Here is a 22,607-nt window from a genome sequence, read left to right on the forward strand (position 1 = left end):
AGTATAAGCATAGTGCGTATTTTTTTGAAAAAAAGACCTCAATCGCTATGTTATGCGAAAGAGGTCTTTTGGTGTGTTTATTGTTGTACATTAAAGTATGAGAGAGGAACGGCTAAGTTAGCTTGATTTCCAGCGATCATAAGCTCCCTGATAAATCTCTACAACTCGATCTCCACCCATTTGCTTGATGGTGGCTAGATACGTATCCCAACTTGTTAATGGCTCTTGACCAGTGACAAATTTGGCTTCCATTTGCTCAATATACGTATCCATATCCGCACGTAGACTAGAAATTTCAGCTTGTTCTTCTTGTGTTAGATACAGAATAGGAAATGGTGGCTGTGGATCATACGCCAGAATTTTCTCATCATTTTGTTTGTCTACCCATGTATCAAAATCTTCTTTTAACCCTTTTTGCAAATCAGGGCTTAGTAGAGTAGGAGCAGGTGTACCATAGTTTGGTGTTAATGTGCCACGGTAATCTTCACGGCTGTTGTACTGACTTGGTAGCTCTTTCCATTTCTTCGTATGGTCTTTTTCATTGACAGTCTCGTACATAAGACCTTCGGGTCCTTTATCAAACAGCATAGCGCCCTCATAGCTGTACATATAATCTACCCAACGCATTGACGCTTCAGGGGAAGGATTGCTTTCTGTAATCGCAAAGGAACCTGTCGATAATCCGGGATGAATAGCAACGGCTGGTTTGTCTACCGCATCACTTTTCACAGGAACGAACATCGGGTCTTTGGTCGTTGGCTTACCGCCATGGGTGAAATACGCATGCCAATCTTGGAACAGACCCAGTTGATTGTTAGCCCCTTTGGCTTTTTTCTGATCCGGTGTTTGTGAGAATGCTTCGTGATCTAGCAGATTTTCACTCCAGAGACGATTCATATACGTTAAGAATTCACGATAGCCATCTTCGGTACGAGCAAAATGGACTTTGCCATCGGCATCATTGTAGATATCTTCGCCATAGATGCCCCATGCGCCTAATAACCATGAACGAATATCGTCTAATTTAACAGAAGATAACGGAATTTCATCTTTTTTGCCATTTCCATTCGGATCTTCATCACGGAAACGAACCAGTAAGTCATACAGTCCTTCTGTAGTAGTTGGTAAATCTTTTACTTTCAATGCTTCTAAGAAGTCACCGTTATACCACATCGGGCTACGATACCAGATACTTTGTTGATTGATAACCGGTAAAGAGTAGATATGACCATCCGGTGTAGTGATTGATTTACGAATAGAAGGGTCTTCATCCATAATCTTTTTGAGATTCGGTGCATAATTATCGATTAGACCTTCTAGAGGTACAAGAATACCTTGATTTCCGTAATTGACTTCATCAGCTTGTGTTAGAGAAGAAGCATAGAAGATATCGGGATATTCGCCACTCGCAAAGACCAAATTCTTTTTCGTTTCAAAGCTATCCAGTGGTGGATTCTCAAAGGTAAATGAAACATTCGTTAACTTTTCCATTTCTTTAAAAGCAGGCATGTCTTTCCAGTTCTGTAGCCCAACATCCGGTCCCATCATCGACAATGTGATCGGTTCTTTAACAATCGGGAAGCCTTCTTTACTTACATTGGCAGCCGAGTTGGAGTTAGTGGCTTCTTCGGTTTTGCCGCCCGAACAGCCAGCAAGTAGGGTGGTGCCTAATACCAACGATAATGCGACTGTACCTGTTTTACGCATAAAGGTTGAACGGACTCGGAATGGAGATTGATTTGTCATAATAATCCTCCTTGTAAATGATAGTAGACTTTCGATCGTAAGCGCTTACCCTTTCACTGATCCTATCATAACGCCCTGTACAAAATAACGTTGAACAAAAGGATAGACAGCAATAATAGGCAATGTAGCAACAATAATGACTGCATATTTCAGTAATGCTGCCATATCGGCTTTGGCATTCATCGCCATTGCGGCTTCACCACTGGTGGCTGCTCCTTGAGCTGAAGTAGACATTTCTTGCAAGACTAGAATCTGCCTTAATACCATTTGCAGCGGATATTTGGATTGATCATTTAAATAAACCAAAGCGTTAAAATAACTGTTCCAATGACCTACACCGTAGAACAAAGCCATAACGGCAATAATCGGAGTGGATAAAGGAACAACAATTTTTAGAAATAATCGTAGATTGGTACAACCATCCATATGAGCCGCTTCTTGTAGTTCGATCGGAATAGTAGATTGGAAAAACGTACGAGCCACAATAATGTTCCATACCGAAGCAGCCCCTGGTAAAATTAATGCCCACATCGAGTTGACCAACCCTAATTGTTTGACAATCAGATAGGTCGGAATAAGACCACCGCTGAAAAACATCGTGACCAGAAACATTCCCATAAAAAAGCCACGTCCTACAAAATCTTTACGGCTTAGAGCATAGGCAGCAGGTAAAGTGACCAATAGATTGATTAGCGTACCGACGACCGTATACAAAATCGTATTGCCATAACCGACCCAGATTTTACTATTTTCAAAAACTCTCATATATCCTTCAAATGTAATTCCTTTAGGGAGTAGCCACATTTCACCTGAATTCACATAAGAAGGTGTACTGATCGAAGCACTTAAAATGTACACGACAGGGTAAAGAACAAGCACAAAAGCAATCGCTACATAGAGGTAATTGCAGATCAGAAACAGACGATCTGTTTTCGATTCTTTGATCACAGCAGCCATAGCGTATCCTCCTTAGTATCGTATTCGTGAACAGTACATTACCATAGACTGTGCTCGGTTGTACGGCGAGCAATCTGATTGACAGTGATCAACAGAACCGCATTGATAGCGGAATTAAACAGACCTACCGCAGTCGAGAAGCTGTATTGTACATTAATGAGTCCAGTTCGATATACAAACGTATCAATAACATCAGAAGAACTCATATTCAGTGCATTTTGCAATAATAGAATCTTCTCAAACCCAACACCGAGAATACTTCCTATACTCAAAATCAATAAAATCGTAATCGTAGGGATAATCGTAGGAATATTGATACTGATAATACGGCGGAAACGGCTTGCACCATCCATAATAGCGGCTTCATGAAGCTGTGGATCGACCGCAGACAGTGCAGCAAGGTAAATGATAGTCCCCCAGCCTGTGCTTTGCCAGACACCGGATAAGACATACATCGTTTTGAACCATGCGGGATCTGTTAGTAGACTCGGTGCACTAAATCCTGCCCATTCTATAAATTTGATAATGATACCTGTAGAAGGAGACAGGAAGGTAATAATAATTCCAGCCATAACTACAACTGAGATAAAGTGAGGTGCATATGTTACCGTTTGTACCGTACGTTTGAAAAATCCATTTTTAATTTCGTTAAAAGCGAGTGCTAATAAAATAGGTAAAGGAAAACCAACTGCTAATTCGTATAAGGAGATACTTAATGTATTCCATAATAAATCCCAGAAATAATAAGATTCAAAAAAACGCTTGAAATGAGTAAAGCCTACCCACGGGCTATCGGCTATACCTCGTGCAGGAAGAAAGTTTTTGAAGGCGATCTGAATACCATACATAGGTCCATAATGAAAGATAAGAAAGTACAAAAACGCAGGAGCAATCAATAGATACAATTCCCAATTACGTGTAATTCTTTTCCAAAGAGACTTGCGTCGCTCAGTGACAGTCACTTCAGAAATCGAGTCGTTATGAATTGTATTCGATACATTTCTTTGCATCATAGTCCTCCTTTCTTGTGGAACAGTAGAATAATAAAGAAGCGGTATATCGCTATGTGTATACTCTTATTGTAGGAAGATAACCGGTGAAGCGTAAATATGTGAATCATGAAGTAGTGCAGCAAAATCTGCATATTCCTTGTCATTACTGGGTTTGTAGACGTTAGAGTGGGTAGGTATAGGTTCTAAAAAGATCAATAAGTATGTAAAATTTGCTGTCATATCATTAGTGATTTTGGCTAAAAAAGTAGTTAATTCTTATTTTATAAATATAATAACGCTTACAAAATGAATAAAAATAATCAATGTTAGTTGTATGCGTTTACACATGTAAGGTTAATGATGGTATATCGCTATATGTTTAGCCAAAGGAGGTTATGTTTAAAATATCTCCATACCTTGTAACGGTATATATCTATTGAGTTCGTATAATACATATTTTAAATTCGATCACTAAAGGATGATAATCATGGATCAAAATGATAAAGTGTTGGATAAAATCGTAGGGGTATTTGATAATGAAACTCAAGTGAGTCGTACATTAGAAGATCTGAAAACGGCTGGATTTACAGAACAAGATATCTCTGTGATTGCTAAAGATCATGAAGAGATTGAACGTATTGAACAAGATACTCAAATGGATACCGCAGAAGGAATGGCTTCGGGTGCCGCTACAGGCGGAGTGTTAGGTGGAGTAGCAGGGTTATTGATCGGATTAGGAGCACTAACCATTCCCGGAATAGGTCCTATTCTGGCAGCTGGGCCGATAGCCGCTACTTTTACAGGTGCGATTGTAGGGGCGGGCGCAGGTGGACTGGCTGGTGGATTAGTAGGATACGGTGTTCCTGAAGAAGATGCGCGCCATTATGATGAACGTGTGAATGAAGGAGCTATATTAGTCTTAGTCGATGAATCAACAGGACGTGGAGCCGAAATCTACGAGATTTTCCGCAAAAATAATGCTTCTAATGCTCAATATGATGAAATGTAAAGAATAAAGATCATCCAAAGACGATTGTACAGGGAAGTTAACTGTATGATCGTCTTTTTTGATGGATTGCTATCTAGCAATCTGATATACCCTCTACATATACAAAATAAATAGTCGTTGACAACTTGTATATACAAGAATATAATCCTGTATATACAAGTTGACTGTAAGCGCTGTTGTAGAAGTTCTTATTGTAGAAATTCTATAGTGACCTTACTTAAGGAGAAATAGACTATGAATGCTTTATCTACACAATCTATAGAGATCACTCGCAAAGACTGGTGGCGTAAATCGGTCGTGTATCAAGTGTATCCACAAAGCTTTAATGATACGACAGGTAAAGGCAAAGGCGATATCAAAGGCGTAACCCAAAAGTTAGATTATTTGAAGCAACTGGGTATTGATATTGTTTGGTTGCAACCTGTATATGTTTCCCCACAAAATGATAACGGTTACGATGTAGCTGATTACTACCAGATCAACCCTCAATATGGAACGATGGAAGATATGGAAGAATTGATAGCCGAAATTAAAGCACGAGATATGTATTTGATGACCGATATTGTGGTTAATCATTCCTCAACAGAACATTATTGGTTCCGAGAAGCTTTGAAATCCAAAGATAATCCATATCGTCATTATTATATCTGGCGTGATCCTGCTCCAGATGGTGGAGTACCTAACAACTGGCAGTCCAAATTTGGCGGTTCAGCATGGCAATATGATGAGCAAAGTGGACAATATTTTTTGACGTTATTTGATAAAACGCAAGCAGATCTCAACTGGGAAAATCCTAAAGTTCGACAAGAAGTGATTAACTTACTCACATTTTGGGCAAATAAGGGTGTTAGCGGATTTCGGATGGATGTGATTAATTTGATCTCCAAAGATCAGAATTTCCCAACCGATACAGACGAAGGTGAGCTAGCGATAAGAGATGGTCGTAAATTTTATACCGATGGGCCACGAGTACATGAGTATGTGAAAGAGTTGTATGAGAAAGTATTTGAACCTTATCAAGCGGTAACGGTAGGGGAAATGTCATCTACAACATTAGAACATTGTATTCGTTATTCTAATCCTGAAGAGAATGAATTTTCGATGACCTTTAATTTTCATCATCTCAAAGTTGATTATCCGCAAGGGCAGAAGTGGGAATTAATGCCGTATGATTTTGAAGCGTTAAAATCGTTATTATCCCACTGGCAAATAGGTATGCAACAAGGAGGAGGATGGAACGCTCTATTTTTCAACAATCATGATCAACCTAGAGCTTTATCAAGATTCTTGAATGACGATCAGTATCGAGTAGAAAGCGCCAAATTATTAGCAACCACTTTACATGGTTTGCAAGGAACACCTTATGTTTTTCAAGGTGAAGAAATTGGTATGCCTAATCCGCAGTGGTCCAGTATTGAAGAATTTCGAGATATTGAGTCTACAAATATGTATCGTATTTTGCAGGAACAAGGCAAAACAGCAGCCGAAGCGTTAGACATTATTCGTGAGCGTTCACGCGACAATTCACGTACACCGATGCAATGGGATAATAGTCTTCATGCAGGATTCACGACAGGAACACCGTGGATCAAAGTCGATGAGCGTTATCCAGACATTAATGTACAATCTCAAATTCATGATCCGTTCTCCGTCTATCATCATTATCGTCAATTGATTACACTTCGTCAGGAGATTGAAGTGCTTACGGATGGTACATATGAACGATTAGATCAGTCTCATCCTCAGATATTTGCGTATACACGTTGTAATCAGCATGAGCGAATGATTGTTATTTCTAATTTTAGTGAGCAACAAGCCATATTTAATCTACCTGATTCGATCACACAACAATATAGTGCAGAATCATTACAGTCCGCTCGCTTATTAATTGGTAACACTATGGCTACGCCGTCTCTAAGTTATTCGCTGATTTTGGAACCTTATGCTTCTTATATGTGGCTTATCCATTAACAAAGTATATGGTTATAAGCTAAGTAGAGCAGATTCTTTCTGTTCTACTTGGTTAGTATATTGAAATGTAGATATATTGAAGGAGTGGGGTCAGTTGGCAGATATCGATAAAAAAAGTGTAGAGCAGATTATAGCCGCAGTTGGTGGCAAAGAAAATATCGAAGTCGCTACACATTGTGTAACACGATTACGATTTGCTTTGCATGATGATAGTCTAGTAGATAAAGATGCACTGGATCAAAATGATCTGGTAAAAGGGCAATTTTCTTCGCAAGGGCAGTATCAGGTCGTTATTGGCCCGGGGTTAGTAGATAAAGTGTACAACGAAATGATAGCGATTACGGGCGGTAACCGTGCTTCCAAAGACGATGTTAAAAGTGCAGCCAGTAAAAAGCAAAACCCGATCCAACGTGCCATCAAAACACTAGCAGATATATTTATTCCGATTTTGCCAGCGATTGTGACAGCAGGTCTGTTATTAGGGATTAATAATATTCTGACCGGTGCAGGTATTTTCTTTGAAGGGTTATCTTTGGTCGATGTCTATCCGCAGTGGAAAGATTTTGCTTCTATTATAAATACGATAGCAAGTACAGCCTTTACCTTTCTACCTGTACTGATTGGTTGGTCAGCCACCACGAGGTTTGGCGGTAGTCCATTACTCGGGATCGTGCTCGGTCTGATTCTGGTTCATCCAGATTTGATGAGTGCTTACAAATACGCTGATGCAGTTAATAGCGGTACAGTTCCTGTATGGAATCTATTTGGTTGGGAAATTAACAAAATCGGTTATCAAGGGCAAGTGTTGCCTGTACTTGTATCCGCTTACGTATTATCACGTATTGAAATCTTTTTAAATAAGCGAATAGCCGATTCATTCAAGCTATTATTATTAGCTCCAATTACGTTGTTAATTACAGGTTTCCTTGCGTTTACAGTGATCGGTCCGGTTACTTTTGCAATCGGTAATGTAATTACAAGTAGCTTTGTTTATGTATTTGACACTGTGCCTGCTCTAGGTGGTCTGATCTATGGTGGATTGTATGCACTACTTGTCATTACAGGAATGCATCATACCTTCCTTGCGGTTGATGTACAGTTGATCGGAACACAAGGTGGTACGTTCTTATGGCCGATGTTAGCACTGTCTAATATTGCTCAAGGTGCAGGTGCACTAGCGATGGTATTGATTTTGAAAGATCAAAAAAGTAAAGGTCTAGCGATAACATCGTCTGTGTCTGCTTTTCTTGGTGTAACAGAACCCGCGATCTTTGGAGTCAATATCCGTTACAAATATCCATTTGTATTCGGTATGATTGGTTCAGCAATAGCAGGTGTATTGCTTACGATTAATCATGTATTGGCGTATTCGATCGGGGTCGGCGGTATTCCTGGATTCTTGTCTATTTTCCCGGATCAATGGGGCATCTTCTTTATCGGGATGGCGATTGTATTGATCGTTCCATTTACGTTAACGTTGATTTACGGCAAGATTATAGTACGTCGTCAGCAAAATAAGGCTTCAGCAGAGGATAACCAAACAGTATCCAAAGCAACAATGCCAACTACTACTGAATCGGTAAAAGGTTCTGCGCAACAAGCATTATCTGGTTCTAAGCCTACAGCTACAAGCGATGCAGATGCTGTCGATGTTTTGGAAGTGTTCGCTCCTGTAACAGGTGAAGCTGTGATGTTGGAACAAGTGCCTGATCCTGCTTTTGCAGAGCGACAAATGGGTCAAGGGATCGCAATTGAACCGACAGATGGGAAGATTGTAGCTCCTTTTGCTGGAACCGTCGTTCATATTATGGCAAACAGTAAACATGCGATGATTCTTGAGCATGCGACAGGAGTACAGATTCTGATTCATGTAGGGATTGATACGGTAGGTCTCAAAGGCGAAGGCTTCAATGTTCATGCAGCAACAGGTGATCAAGTAGAAGCAGGGCAGTTATTGCTTGAATTCGATCGTGATACGATTCGTGCCGCAGGGTATCCTATTATTACTCCTATTATCGTGCCTGATGGTCAAGATATGATTGAGTCGATTGAAGAACTACCTGGTGCAGTAAATGACTTACAATCTCTTATTTTAAAAATTCATCTTAAATAATAATCTGTAGAATTAATCAGTTGGTAAAATGGAGAAAATAATTTGCTGATTTCAGATCATTTAAAAAGTGCTACAATAAATGTGGTGATGACAAGTGAATACTAATATTTTTCTACAAATTTATCATGATTATTCAGAACGTATACAATCCGGCGAGATAGCCGCAGGCACCAAGCTTCCGTCTGAAAATGATCTAACCAGAGAATATGGTATCTCCCGTGAAACTGTTCGTAAAGCACTTCAATTGCTTTCAGAGAATGGCTTTATTCATAAAATCAAAGGGAAAGGTTCATTTGTCTTGGATCTTGGGCGAATGAACTTTCCATTAAGTGGTCTGGTTAGTTTTAAAGAAATGTCAGAACGGATTGGACGGAAGTCGCAAACGATTGTGTATACGACAGAGCATATTCCTATTCCTCATGCTGTAGCTCGTCATCTGGAAACTGACAAACATGCAACGGTATGGCAAGTGATTCGCGCGCGCAATATTGAAGGCGAGAAAGTCATTTTAGACAAAGATTATTTTCGCTCAGATATTGTCCCGTTGCTAACGAAGGAAATCGCGAGTGGATCGATCTATGCTTATCTGGAAAATGAATTGGATTTGCAGATCAGTTATGCCAAAAAAGTGATCTCGGTTGAAGATGCCACAGCGGAGGATAAAGAATTGCTAGATTTAAAACAGTACACTCATGTGGTGGTTGTACGTAATTATGTGCATTTGGAAGATACGACTCTTTTTCAGTACACAGAATCCAGACATCGCTTGGACAAATTTCAATTTGTTGATTTTGCCAGACGTTCTCCGGGAGAAGAGAAATAGCTTTAGGATGGCTTGAAAAGAGTGCGTTATCAAAAGGTCTATACACATTCGCTGTAACATAGTGAATGTGTATAGACCTTTTTTAATTCTAAAAGTGAGCTGAATAGTTTATGTCATAGTGAGAATAAGTGTAAAGATATTTGACTTTTAATCGTAATCTTACTACACTCAGAATATAGATTTATAATTCCTATTTGTTTAATGGGTTTTTTTATTTTTCTATTTATTGACCAGTGGTTTAAAATGTAATATTCGTTATTATTGTTCATATAACATCATATAATGATTACGTAATTAAAGGAGCAAAATAGAATGGCTTTATATCGCAGTACGATGGATTTGATCGGAAATACACCTCTTGTGGAGATCAATGCCTATACATTACCACGAGGTATTCGTTTATTCGCTAAGTTGGAGTTTATGAATCCGGGAGGCAGTGTTAAAGATCGTGTAGGTAAAGCACTACTTCATGAAGCACTAGCTACAGGCAAAATCAAACCGGGCGGTACATTAGTAGAAGCGACAGCAGGAAATGCAGGGATCGGTCTAGCGATGGCAGCGATCCATGAAGATATTTCTGTTGTTTTTGCAGTGCCTGAGAAATTCAGTATTGAAAAGCAGACGCTTATGAAAGCTTTAGGCGCTCGAATTGTCCATACGCCGACAGCTAAAGGTATGCGTGGTGCAATCGACAAAGCACGTGAACTGGTTGAAGAGATTCCCGGGGCTTATTGTCCGGGACAATTCACCAATCCTGATAATCCCAAAACGTATTATCAAACGATGGGACCTGAGATTTGGAACGATCTCGAAGGGAAAGTTGATGTTTTTGTAGCCGGTGCAGGTTCAGGCGGTACATTTATGGGCACAAGTCGTTATTTGAAAGAGCAAAATCCCAATCTTAAAACAGTGATCGTTGAACCAGAAGGTTCTATTATCAATGGTGGCGAATCCGGTTCGCACAAAACAGAAGGCATTGGCATGGAGATGATTCCTGAATTTATGGATAAATCTTATTTCAATGCGATTCATACCATCAGTGATGAAGATGCTTTTAACCGTGTCGCTGAATTGGCTCGCTTAGAAGGGCTACTAATCGGAAGCTCCGCAGGATCAGCGTTACATGCAGCACTACTAGAAGCTGAAACAGCGCCTGATGGTGCACATATTGTTACTATTTTTCCGGATAGCAGTGAACGTTATTTGAGTAAACAAATTTATGAAGGTGGTATTTAACTATGAAACGCAAAACAAAATTAATTCACGGCGGTATCTCCGGCGATCCACATACAGGCGCAGTCAACGTTCCTATTTATCAAGTCAGTACGTACAAGCAAGAAGAAATCGGTGTACACAAAGGATATGAGTATTCACGTACAGGTAATCCAACTCGATTTGCTTTAGAAGAATTGATCAAAGATTTGGAAGAAGGATTCAAAGGATTTGCTTTTGGTTCAGGTATGGCGGCTATTCATGCCGTATTCACTTTGTTCAATACAGGGGATCATGTGCTGTTAACTGATGATGTCTATGGCGGTACGTATCGGATTTTCACCAAAGTATTGGCCCGTCTTGGGATTGAGTCTACTTTTGTAGATACGACTGATCTTGAAGCGATTCGTCAAGCGATCCAGCCCAATACGAAAGCAATCTATGTGGAGACACCAACCAATCCATTGCTTAAAGTAACCGATATTCGCGCAGTAGCTGATGTCGCTCATGAACATGATCTATTATTTGTAGTCGATAATACCTTTGCGACACCATACTGGCAAAATCCGATTCCTTTAGGTGCAGACATTGTACTTCACTCGGCGACTAAATATTTGGGTGGTCATAGTGATCTTGTAGCAGGCTTGGTCGTTGTCAATAATGAAAAGCTAGCTGAAGATATTCATTTTATTCAAAATGCTGTTGGTGGAATTTTGGGTCCTCAAGATGCATGGTTATTGATTCGGGGTATCAAAACATTAGGACTACGTATGGAAGCGATAGAACGTAATGCACACGAAATTGTTACTTTTTTATCAGAGCATCCAGCAGTAAGCAAAGTGTATTATCCCGGACTTACTTCTCATCCTCAACATGAATTATCCAAAAAGCAAACGGCTGGCTTTGGCGGTATTATTTCATTTGATGTAGGTAGCGATGAGAAAGCAGCGGCATTACTGAAAAAATTAACGTATTTCACATTAGCTGAAAGTCTAGGCGCAGTGGAAAGCTTAATTTCGGTGCCTGCACGTATGACGCATGCTTCTATTCCAGCAGAACGCAGAGCAGAGCTAGGTATTACGCCAGGTCTTGTACGGATTTCTGTAGGGATTGAAGATATAGAAGATTTAATAGAAGATCTGACTAAAGGCTTAAATTCCTAATCATTAGCCATATGATAAAGCGATAATCTATCACTATAAATGACAAAATTGAAATATTTAATTTTTGTCTATAATATAGTGAATTGATTGTCGCTTTTTTTTATAGAGTCGTATTTTTATGGATACATAAAGTAGAAATGAAAGATAAATTATGAACGTATTTGTATAATATTACGGAAATAAATAGCGAAAATTATAAATACTCATTAAACAGAGAACCTGCATAGGTAAGCTCAAAATGATAACAACAGGATCAAAATACCGCCTATATAAACCAATATTAGCTGATTTAATCACTTTTATACGGTTAATACTATAATAGACACCCAAAACATATATAAAAAAAGTGCATATTATTGTTTGCACAATTATAACTACATTTTAAACATATTCATGACAATCTGGTTTTCCAAAATGTGTATTGATCCTGAGGAGGACGAATGAAAATGATGAACCATGACCATGTAAATGAGATGAATAACGAACAAACAAATGACAAAGTTGTAGGAATGTTTGTAGATGAGCAACATGCGACTCAAGCGATCGAGCAATTGAAAGCAGCAGGTATTTCTACCGATCGAATCTCTGTTATTGCTAAAGATAAAAAAGATCTAAAACATATTAGTGATGAAACAGGAACAAAAGCTCCTGAAGGTATTGCAACAGGCGCAACAGCTGGAGGATTACTAGGCGGTACAGCAGGACTTCTTGCAGGCTTAGGAATGATGGCTATTCCTGTATTTGGACCGATTATGGCAGCAGGCCCTATCGTAGTTGCTTTGACAGGTGCGGCAGTAGGCGCCGGTGCTGGTGGTCTAGTAGGAGGTCTTATTGGACTTGGTATTCCTGAAGATGAAGCAGCAGAATACGAGAACAATGTTAATGAAGGACAAATTCTAGTCTTGGTCGATGAGTCAGCAGGTCATCGTGATCAAATTCATGATATTTTCCGCACGAACCATGCTTCAAATAGTCGATTTTATGGTCGCAAAGATTCAGCTTCTCCGACTATCCCAACAACTGATCATTTAAGTGCACCTGTGGATCATACCGTAACAACAGATCACACAAATCATGATCGTTCACAAGTAACAGAAGAAGAGCAAGCGCTACGTTTACGTCAAGAAGAACTTCTAGCACGTGACAATGAGCCTGTTATCAAAGAAGATGTAGCGGCGAATACAACTAACCCTTTACATCGTAATCAACGATAATAAATACGTTGTTATATGAACAAAAAATATCATTTATGAATTACAAAATAATTCTAAATAATCCAAATTAAGTGTTTTAAATATTTTTATACGGTTAAATCTATATCAGAGTCACACGAAATCTAAATACAAATTTGGTATACATCCCAAGGAGGATAACATCATGGAAAACAATAATTTGAATACAAACAACAACGAATTGAACAACGATAAATTAGTAGGCGTATTTCAAACCGAGCAACAAGCGAGTCAAGCTATCGAAGATCTAAAAGCATCCGGTATTAACAAAGACAATATCTCTGTTATTGCTAAAGACAAAAAAGACTTGAAGCATATTAGTGAAGAAACAGGAACAAAAGCACCTGAAGGTATTGCAACAGGAGCAGCAGCAGGCGGTACTATCGGTGGTGTTGCAGGACTTCTTGCAGGTATCGGAATGATGGCTATTCCCGTATTTGGTCCTATCATGGCAGCAGGTCCAATCGCAGTAACATTAGCAGGAGCTGCAGCAGGAGCTGCTGGTGGCGGACTTGTTGGTGGACTTATCGGACTGGGTATTCCTGAAGATCAAGCAAAAGAATACGAAAACAATGTAAAAGAAGGACAAATTCTAGTGTTGGTTGATGAGCAGACAGGTCGTCAAGTGACTGTATATGATATCTTCCGCAAAAATCAAGCTTCTAATACTAGATATTATGATACAGATACAACAACGACTGCTTCCACAACAGGAACAGGTCTTGATAACGTAAATGTTGATCCTGATTTAAATGATGGTCGAGTTGGCGATGAGCGCGATCCGTTGAACTTACCTAGAAAATAAGTCGTTACTATTGAGACAACAATAATAAAGCTATGTATCGTTAATGCTTTAAAAGGCTCTATAAGCTAATCGCTTGTAGAGTCTTTTTTTCGTATTTCTGTTTAAGTGTTCCATTAGATATAACTTGGGTAATAGTAAAAGAAGTGAAATATAGTCAATATGCCATTATTTGATTACGCAAAATTTTTTTGTATGAAAACTCGGTCGAATGTAGTGGTTCGGCGCTGATATTATACATAACCTATAAAGATCAGATAGATGATAAAGAGGAGGCACGTTTATGATTAAGTTACAACAAGTCACGAAGCAATATGAAGACGGTACGATTGCTGTACATCCGATGAATTTACATATCCAAAAAGGAGAATTTTTTGTACTGGTTGGGCCTAGTGGATGTGGTAAAACAACAACACTCAAAATGATCAATCGATTGATTGAACCAAGTTCAGGATCGATTGAAATCAACGACCAACAAGTGAACCATATGCCTGTACATGAATTGCGACAAGGAATAGGGTATGTGCTACAACAGATTGCTTTATTTCCACATATGACAGTAGAAGAAAATATAGCGATCACACCTGAATTATGCGGATGGGATCGTAAAAAAACAGATCAACGAATCGATGAACTTCTTCATATGGTTGGACTTGATCCTAAAGTGTTCCGTACACGTAAACCAGATGAATTATCTGGAGGGCAACAACAACGGATTGGTGTATTACGTGCGCTGGCTGCTGATCCACCCGTTATTTTGATGGATGAACCTTTCAGTGCACTTGATCCTTTGGCGAGAGAACGATTGCAAAATGATCTGTTAGAACTACAAGCGACCATTCAGAAAACGATTGTATTTGTAACTCATGATATTCAAGAAGCGCTCAAATTAGGAGATCGTATTGGTGTGATGCGTGAAGGACATATTATTCAAGCGGATACACCAGAACAATTGTTACATCATCCAGCAGATCCTTTTGTTAGTGAATTTTTTGGTTCGGTACAAGTAGAATCCAATCCATTACCTTCACTACTCCAAAAAACGTCTGTATATAGCAAAGGAGAAGCTGAATAATGAATAATTTGTGGGAAGTCATGATTCAGCGTCAGGATCAATTATTACAAGCATTAACTCAACATATCCTGATTTCTTTTGTAGCGCTATTATGTGCTTTGATTATTGCCATTCCTTTAGGGATCTATATCGCTCGTCATTTGAAAATATCAGAAGGAGTGCTAGGCGTTGCCGCTGTATTACAGACGATTCCTTCACTGGCTTTGCTTGGTCTGTTGATTCCGTTACTAGGGATTGGTATTGTACCTGCTATTGTAGCGATAGTGATCTATGCATTGTTGCCCATTTTGCGTAATACATATACAGGTATTCGAAAAGTCGATCCTTCTTTAATCGAAGCCGCAGATGCTATGGGTATGACACCAATGAAGAGATTGTTCAAAGTCGAGTTGCCTTTAGCGATGCCTGTTATTATGGCAGGTATTCGTACAGCAATGGTTCTTATTATTGGAACAACTACACTGGCTGCATTGATTGGTGCAGGTGGGTTAGGAGATATTATTTTACTAGGGATCGATCGCAATGATACAGCATTACTGATCTTAGGAGCGGTACCGGCAGCGTTACTTGCGATTATATTCGATCTATTACTACGTGTGATTGAAAAAAGATCATTCCGACAATCGATCATCTGGTTATCTGCTACAGCATTAATTGTAATTGCAGTTAGTGTGATTCCGTTGTTCAACAATACGCAAAAAGATTTGGTGATTGCAGGTAAGCTGGGTGCAGAACCAGAAATTCTGATTAATATGTACAAAGAATTGATTGAACAAGATACAAGCTTAACAGTTGAACTAAAGCCAGGCATGGGTAAAACTACATTTTTATTCAACGCTTTAAAAAATAAAAATATTGATATCTATCCTGAATTTACAGGTACAGCTCTGGCAGAATTCCTTAAAGAAGATGCTGTCAGTACAGATAGTACAGAAGTATACAATCAAGCCAAAGAAGGCATGTCCAAAAAGTTCAATATGGATATGCTAGCACCGATGAAATATAACAATACGTATACATTAGCTGTACCAGAGGCATATGCAGAACAGAACCAATTGGAAACCATGTCTGATCTGCAAAATGTATCTTCACAAGTTAAAGTTGGATTTACACGCGAATTTGCCGATCGTAATGATGGATATATTGGGATAACCAAATTATACGGATTCACTTTCCCTAATTTGCAAACGATGGAGCCCAAACTCCGTTATAGTGCGATCGCATCCGGTGATATTCAATTGATGGATGCGTATTCGACAGATAGTGAACTACAACGGTATAAGCTAAAAGTGCTCAAAGATGACAAAGGATTATTTCCACCCTATCAAGGTGCCCCATTGATGCGTGATGAGACATTAAAGCAATATCCTGAAGTGGCAGAAGCATTAGAGCGCTTATCCGGTCAGATTACTGATGATGAAATGCGTGCCATGAATTATCAGGTAGATGTCGAAGGGAAGCCTGCATCTGAAGTAGCAACCGCCTTTTTACAGCAAAAAGGATTATTGAAATAAGAGGTATTCACTAATAATAGATATTCTTGCAAGCTAATTTCAATAAGAATATAAGTTAAACAAAAGTCGTGCTTTTCAGTGGATGATTCGCTGAATCGTGCGACTTTTTGCGATATGCAGAGAGAAGATTTGAAATGTGAAAAATTTGTTCATAATCAGTTGTACCTTGTTGTTCACATTTGAGGTATAATGAAAGGATGCACTAAATTAGATCATTTGGAGGAATACACGGATTGAACACTTATCCATTTACATTTGATCCCGGACAACCATTTATTAAGCAAGCGAGTGATTGGATCGCGGATGTATTTTATGATATTTTACCCGAAGCCGGCTTTGAGGTAAGAGACGAACAGATTTATATGGCTTTTCAATTGGAAAAAGCATATGCCGAAAAGAAAACTATTTTTGCAGAAGCTGGCGTAGGTACAGGTAAAACATTAGTGTATCTTTTGTATGCGATTGCTTATGCCCGGTATACACGTAAGCCTGCTATTATTGCTTGTGCAGATGAGTCGTTGATCGAGCAGTTGGTAAAACCAGAAGGCGATATTAGCAAACTGGCTAAGCATTTGAACTTGGTCGTCGATGCCCGTCTTGGGAAATCGCCAGACCAATACATTTGCTTGAACAAATTGGATGTCGTACGTGACGATGCAACTGAAAGTGATGTCTATCGTGATATCTATGCAGGTTTGCCTGAATTTGTTCACTATCCAGATACGATGCAATCTTTTTACCCGTATGGGAATCGTAAAGAATATCCTGAATTAACCGATGGCGAATGGAGCCGAATTGGTTGGGATGTATTCCAAGACTGTCTGGTCTGTCCGCAACGTCATCGCTGTGGGCAAACATTATCGCGTGAACATTATCGCAAATCATCTGATTTGATTATTTGTTCGCATGACTTTTATATGGAACATGTCTGGACATATGATGCACGTAAACGTGAAGGACAACTTCCTTTGCTACCTGATCATAGCTCTGTTGTTTTTGATGAAGGGCATTTGCTTGAAACAGCGGCTCAAAATGCACTCACACACAAATTAAAACATTCGCTTTTTGAAAGTATTGTAGTGCGTTTGTTAGAAGGCGAAGTTCGTGAGACGTTAGCGCTAGCTGTTGAAGAAGTGATTTTGGAAAGTGATATCTTATTCGAGAAGTTAGCGAAGTATAGCCAGCCTGTACCTGCATCGGATCGGAAAGAAATCAACTGGAATACCGATCTTATGAATCAAGTAGGACGTGTGCAAGCACAGATTGCTGTCATTGAAGAAGAATTGGTATTTGAAAGTGCATTATTTACACTGGATGATTATCAGTTGAAGATTGTAGAAGAACATCTAGAAATGATTCAAATTGCACTTAACCTTTGCCGTAGACAAGATCAATTGATCTCTTGGGTGACAGGGGAAGAAGCTGATCTTACCTTAGTGATTATGCCGAAAAAAGTAAAAGAAATTCTGAATGAGAAAGTATTTGCTAAAAAAATGCCTGTTATTTTCTCTTCAGCTACCTTATCGGTAGAAGGTTCTTTCGATTATATTGCGCATAGTCTAGGAATTGATAAATATTTGTCCTTCTCGGTAGCATCTCCTTATGATTACAAAGAGCAGATGCAAGCGAATCTAATGCCTGTATTACCAGGGGTGACAACAACTTCTGGAGCTTCTTTGGGATTGCTCGACTTGAATGCAGTCCATGTTCAGTCTGAACGTGTACTGGAATTGTTAGATCAATCGGGTGGACGTGCATTGATTTTATTCTCGTCTATCGAAGAATTAGCCGCTTTCCGTCAAAGTACACAAAGTCTTACAGGATATGCTAAGTATCGGATTTTGTACGAAGGATCGGCTGAAATTAGTCATTTGATCTCTGCTTTCCAACAAGATGAGACCAGTGTATTATGTGCAGTCACCCTATGGGAAGGATTAGATATTCCGGGACCATCATTGTCCAATGTGATTGTCTGGTCATTACCATTCCCATCTAACGATCCACTGTTTGCTTCACGTCGTGCTGAGGCTGTTAATGCATTTGAAGAAGTCGATATGCCTTATATGTTACTTCGTCTTCGCCAGGGTATGGGACGCTTAATTCGTTCCCGTGAAGATAGCGGAAGCGTATCAATCTTTGGTCGAGAACTCGATCAACCCGATGTTCGTCAAGCTGTTGAGCAGTTGTTACCTTAATACAATAAATAAAGTTAATATGTACCCATATGAAATGACTTAGTGAACAGCAAAGTTATTGTTAGAAAAGCATAGTAGAGGGGATTGAATAGCTCTTATTCAATTCCTTTTTGCTGTGAATATAATAAATACATAAGAGTAGGGGATACAATATGCAGATGATCGATATTCAAGCGGTGTATGAGCAATTTAATACATTGAGCGCCAGTACTAAATTTATGATTGCAGGTGTAGCGACTTTTTTTGTATTTATGTACAAAACATTTGCGACTATGTATGCTGAAAATGATAAAAATATACAGGCAGTAGCTATTAAAAAGAACGAATTACTTTATAAGTTACAAGCAGGTTTATCTATTTATGAAAAAAGCAGTAGAAGCCTTCAAGATCAAAATGAACTTATTAATAAGCTTTCCGAATGTATCATCTATTTTGATTATAAATTAAGGAGCAAAATAGAATTATTCTATAGTAACCGTTCAGAAGCGACTTTGAATGTGATAAAAATAGCTATTAAAAATGAGGTAAATAAAATGCCTATAGCTATTCAAGAAGTATCTACTGTAGAGCAGTTTATATTGTTTTCAATTAAAATAGTTAGACCCGTATTTTCTGTAATGGTAGTACTTATGTATTTCGTTTTAAGTATTTTTATATATATTAATGTTTCTCAAACTATCGGTTGGTCAGCAAAAATTAACATGATATGCTTTTTTGGTGTTATTATCATATCTTTCTTTTTACTGACTATATTAGTAGATTCTTTATTTAACAATATGAAATCGGTTAGATTTTCAATTGTACAAGGGTTATATCTTGCTTTTATTCTATTAATGGTATTTCCTTTAAGAATAGATTGGATATCGCCGATTTTTTTGATAATAACGCAATTTGTTTTATTTATCTTTTTCATAAAATCTAAAAAGTAATGATTGTAGTGAATCCAATTATTCTATCTCTTCTAAACGGGTAATATCAATCTTTCATCACATATACATACTTTTTCACTCCGCTTTTTGAATAACCATGATTTTCAAAAGTCAAAGCTCCATTTGTATTTTCACCTGTAAATATCAGATCATCTCCATGATAAGGCACATCATTAAGTTCACAATACTCTTGTTCTTCTTTATTCAACAACTTTTTATATAGAAGAACACTAGACTTATCTCGTAAATCAATTAATGTAAGAAGACCTGTATGATTAGGACGAACAATTAAATACGTATCAGTGATTCCAACTACCGAGTAATTAGTTTGTATACCTGTGAGGGTGGCTAAGTTATAACGAGAAGTGACTTTGCCTGAAAAATCTAAAAATTCAAGTGTATCTTTATTAACAAGTACAGCATTGTCTTTGTATTGGATAACATTTTGATCATACCTTTGCCAGTAATCAGCGTGTGCCTGACGAACTATTTTATCATCTTTGACAAAAGCTGTATAAAAATCATAATTGATCATTGGTTCACCAAAATTATCTAACCATTCAACCGTATGACCGCTTGTACCGATATCATAGACTTGAAGACGTACCAGATGTTCAAGTTTGGCTTGCAATTTGCCTGCCAAAACTGGTTTGGCAAAAGAAGAAGAAGAGAAGTACAGTTCATTATTTTGATTATTGAACCAGACAGTAGCCGTTTTGCTATTTGCTTTAGCATAGGTGGTATTGGACTTGAATGTAATGACTTGTTTTTTACTATTCCAAATCACTTGCTGACCTGAAGCTTCTGCAATCATACGGGCAGGTACATACGTAGTATTTTTGATCGTACGTATTGCTTGTGGAAGATTTTTAATTTTACTATTGATCTTCACTGTTCCTTTTTTCTGATTTAATTCTGTTAAATATTTAGGATAAGTTAGTGTAATGGTATGTTGAGAGCTATTCCAATACGTATGAATCCCTACTTTTTGACTGATTTCTCGCAAAGGCAAATAGACTGAACCTTGAATCATAAGAGGTGAGGTTTTAAGATCTTGTGTAATATTACTTTCATTGAGCATGACTTGAATAATAGACTGAGACGTAGATGATTCAGCATAAGCAGTTGCTGATTGATCTGTATGTACAGTAGTGAATAGAACGACATAAAAAGTGCTAGATAATAAGGCAATTGCAACAATTTTGGCAGTAGAGCGAATCATAGAATATATCATTTGTTATACCTCCTTTAGTAGACTAAATGTGTAAATTATAATATAAGAACGTTATAATAGACGTGAACTAAAATAAAAAGTTGCATTTACTACTCCTAATGGATATAAATGGTTAAATATTGAGCGAAAGTGGTATATAGGTTATGTATATGTCATAATAAAGAGGTTACATAGTAACGATTACAGATTTCAAAATAAAAGAAAGCACATTTGAGAGGACATGAAATAATGAAAAAAGTAAACAAACTGGCTATTGGCACTTGGGCACTTACTGCTTTGGTAACGGCATCGTTATATTCAGCACATTCGGTGCAAGCAGCATCTTCAACTCCAGCATTACCTGCTGCTAATGCATCTAAAGCAACAGCATCCACCACAACTACTGCTACAACACCAGCAGTCTCTTATTATACAAAAGATGGCGTATGGACTGGAGTGAAAAAGTTAAATCATGATAGTGTAACTCCACTGATTGTCGAAGCTGAAAAAAGATATGTATATACATCCACCGGTGGTAAACCATCTACAACGAACGCTACTTTTTCTATAAATAACAAAACATATCGCTATTTGTCTACAGATATTGATACAAATGCTAAATTGTTAGCCTATTTGAAAGAAACGTATACGCAACAAGCGAGTGAAGCGTATATTCAAAAATATATCATCGAAAACAATGGTAAACTTGCACAATTGGTCACTGAAAAAGCTAGTATGTTAGAATTTAACCGTTCTACTGCTAAAATGATCAGCATGACTGATACCGCTCGTGTATATCGTTTGACCGTTCCTTATGTTAAAGATGCACATCCAGTAGAGCGTATGCTGGTTAAGTTCGAATTAGTAAACGGATTTTGGAAAATCAATACATCACCAAGCGCATTATTCTAATGTTAAGTTGTCCTTTAGAATTCAATCTTCTCTATAGAACTAACTATTAAAAAATGCTTTTTCTAACGTGATCGATTACGTTTAGAAAAAGCATTTTTAATTTAATGATAACGAGACAAAAGTTTTATATGATGTTGTCCATATATCCACTATGAAATTAGGAATAAATTTGAAATATAACATCCTTTTTATTATTAAATATATAATATTTTTATATATTTAACAGGATAAATATGTAAAATAGTTACTTATAAAAGTATTTATAATAAAGATAATAGTCAATAAATTATAAAAAAATCAGACAATTTGAGCCATTTGTCTGATTTTTTTAATAATTAGCTATGTACATAACAGATCGATTGATTTTAAATAAAAAAGTTATTAATAGGTGGTTAGAAGAACATTTAAGAAGTTTGTTTGCTTCTGAAGGCGTATACAAGGATACCTACAATAAAGCCTAAAATAATAAACCCTACAGGAACTGCTATTAATTCTCTGATAGCTGCTTCTGATCCATAATAAGTTTTATTACCAATAACAAGCGGAACTTCTAAGCCAAACATATTTAATACATACACCAAAACGCCTGCAATAATACCAAGTGGAACAAAAATTTTTAAATAATGACCAATAGACTTCGCCATATTATCCACCTTTCTATTATCCAAATACTGGAATGATCTGCTTGAGTATATATCATGAATTGTCAGAAGTCTATTATTTTGTTTATGTTTTCTAAAAATGACATT

18 protein-coding genes are annotated in these 22,607 nt (G+C 37.8%); 13 read left to right on the forward strand and 5 right to left on the reverse strand.

Going from position 1 to position 22,607, the window contains the following annotated elements:
* Window positions 1-117 precede the first annotated feature (117 nt).
* Genes PO903_RS15915 through PO903_RS15925 form a run of 3 tightly spaced genes read right to left on the reverse strand, consistent with a single transcriptional unit; the run spans window position 118 to window position 3,713 of the window.
* Window positions 118-1,746 (reverse strand): type 2 periplasmic-binding domain-containing protein, encoded by a 1,629-nt coding sequence (locus PO903_RS15915; RefSeq protein ID WP_273593915.1) that lies wholly within the window; start codon window positions 1,744-1,746, stop codon window positions 118-120.
* Window positions 1,747-1,791: 45 nt separating this feature from the next.
* Window positions 1,792-2,703, reverse strand: coding sequence for a carbohydrate ABC transporter permease (locus PO903_RS15920; RefSeq protein WP_069328253.1), 912 nt, complete (start codon window positions 2,701-2,703; stop codon window positions 1,792-1,794).
* Window positions 2,704-2,741: 38 nt separating this feature from the next.
* Window positions 2,742-3,713, reverse strand: a complete 972-nt coding sequence (locus PO903_RS15925) for an ABC transporter permease (protein ID WP_069328254.1) — start codon at window positions 3,711-3,713, stop codon at window positions 2,742-2,744.
* A gap of 469 nt (window positions 3,714-4,182) precedes the next feature.
* On the opposite strand from PO903_RS15925, the gene PO903_RS15930 reads away from it, so the two are divergent.
* The 12 genes from PO903_RS15930 to PO903_RS15985 all read left to right on the forward strand — a co-directional run bounded on the left by PO903_RS15930 (window position 4,183) and on the right by PO903_RS15985 (window position 19,733).
* Entirely contained in the window at window positions 4,183-4,704 is a 522-nt protein-coding gene (locus tag PO903_RS15930) for a general stress protein (protein ID WP_273593916.1), read from the forward strand.
* Between the two features lie 234 nt (window positions 4,705-4,938).
* Complete coding sequence (gene treC, locus PO903_RS15935; RefSeq protein WP_273593917.1) at window positions 4,939-6,675, forward strand: alpha,alpha-phosphotrehalase; 1,737 nt, start codon at window positions 4,939-4,941, stop codon at window positions 6,673-6,675.
* A gap of 94 nt (window positions 6,676-6,769) precedes the next feature.
* The gene (gene treP, locus PO903_RS15940) at window positions 6,770-8,788 is read left to right on the forward strand and encodes a PTS system trehalose-specific EIIBC component (RefSeq protein WP_273593918.1); all 2,019 of its coding nucleotides are present in this window, start codon (window positions 6,770-6,772) and stop codon (window positions 8,786-8,788) included.
* A gap of 94 nt (window positions 8,789-8,882) precedes the next feature.
* Complete coding sequence (treR, locus tag PO903_RS15945) at window positions 8,883-9,611, forward strand: trehalose operon repressor (protein ID WP_069328258.1); 729 nt, start codon at window positions 8,883-8,885, stop codon at window positions 9,609-9,611.
* Window positions 9,612-9,923: 312 nt separating this feature from the next.
* On the forward strand, window positions 9,924-10,847 hold the full coding sequence (locus PO903_RS15950) for a PLP-dependent cysteine synthase family protein (RefSeq protein ID WP_069328259.1): 924 nt from the start codon (window positions 9,924-9,926) through the stop codon (window positions 10,845-10,847).
* A gap of 2 nt (window positions 10,848-10,849) precedes the next feature.
* Window positions 10,850-11,986 (forward strand): bifunctional cystathionine gamma-lyase/homocysteine desulfhydrase, encoded by a 1,137-nt coding sequence (locus tag PO903_RS15955; protein WP_069328260.1) that lies wholly within the window; start codon window positions 10,850-10,852, stop codon window positions 11,984-11,986.
* Window positions 11,987-12,432: 446 nt separating this feature from the next.
* Window positions 12,433-13,200, forward strand: a complete 768-nt coding sequence (locus PO903_RS15960) for a general stress protein (RefSeq protein WP_502921648.1) — start codon at window positions 12,433-12,435, stop codon at window positions 13,198-13,200.
* Window positions 13,201-13,363: 163 nt separating this feature from the next.
* Window positions 13,364-14,023, forward strand: a complete 660-nt coding sequence (locus PO903_RS15965; protein ID WP_069328262.1) for a general stress protein — start codon at window positions 13,364-13,366, stop codon at window positions 14,021-14,023.
* Window positions 14,024-14,303: 280 nt separating this feature from the next.
* On the forward strand, window positions 14,304-15,095 hold the full coding sequence (locus PO903_RS15970) for an ABC transporter ATP-binding protein (protein WP_069328263.1): 792 nt from the start codon (window positions 14,304-14,306) through the stop codon (window positions 15,093-15,095).
* A complete protein-coding gene (locus tag PO903_RS15975) occupies window positions 15,095-16,609 on the forward strand; it encodes an ABC transporter permease/substrate-binding protein (protein ID WP_137224192.1) in 1,515 nt (504 codons plus the stop codon). The genes PO903_RS15970 and PO903_RS15975 overlap by 1 nt, the downstream gene beginning before the upstream one ends.
* A gap of 233 nt (window positions 16,610-16,842) precedes the next feature.
* Window positions 16,843-18,804, forward strand: coding sequence for an ATP-dependent DNA helicase (locus PO903_RS15980; RefSeq protein ID WP_069328265.1), 1,962 nt, complete (start codon window positions 16,843-16,845; stop codon window positions 18,802-18,804).
* Between the two features lie 152 nt (window positions 18,805-18,956).
* Window positions 18,957-19,733 carry a hypothetical protein gene (locus PO903_RS15985; RefSeq protein ID WP_273593919.1) on the forward strand — a complete coding sequence of 259 codons (777 nt, stop codon included), beginning with the start codon at window positions 18,957-18,959 and terminating at the stop codon, window positions 19,731-19,733.
* 46 nt (window positions 19,734-19,779) lie between these two features.
* On the opposite strand, the gene PO903_RS15990 is transcribed toward PO903_RS15985, so the two are convergent.
* Entirely contained in the window at window positions 19,780-20,967 is a 1,188-nt protein-coding gene (locus PO903_RS15990) for a copper amine oxidase N-terminal domain-containing protein (protein ID WP_069328267.1), read from the reverse strand.
* Window positions 20,968-21,195: 228 nt separating this feature from the next.
* Here PO903_RS15990 and PO903_RS15995 point away from each other — a divergent pair, with 228 nt between their 5' ends.
* Window positions 21,196-21,858, forward strand: a complete 663-nt coding sequence (locus tag PO903_RS15995; protein ID WP_273593920.1) for a DL-endopeptidase inhibitor IseA family protein — start codon at window positions 21,196-21,198, stop codon at window positions 21,856-21,858.
* Between the two features lie 404 nt (window positions 21,859-22,262).
* On the opposite strand, the gene PO903_RS16000 is transcribed toward PO903_RS15995, so the two are convergent.
* The gene (locus tag PO903_RS16000; protein ID WP_069327641.1) at window positions 22,263-22,502 is read right to left on the reverse strand and encodes a hypothetical protein; all 240 of its coding nucleotides are present in this window, start codon (window positions 22,500-22,502) and stop codon (window positions 22,263-22,265) included.
* Window positions 22,503-22,607: the final 105 nt, after the last annotated feature.

It is taken from the genome of Paenibacillus sp. PK4536, assembly GCF_028594455.2.
GTDB classification, from domain to species: domain Bacteria; phylum Bacillota; class Bacilli; order Paenibacillales; family Paenibacillaceae; genus Saccharibacillus; species Saccharibacillus nuruki.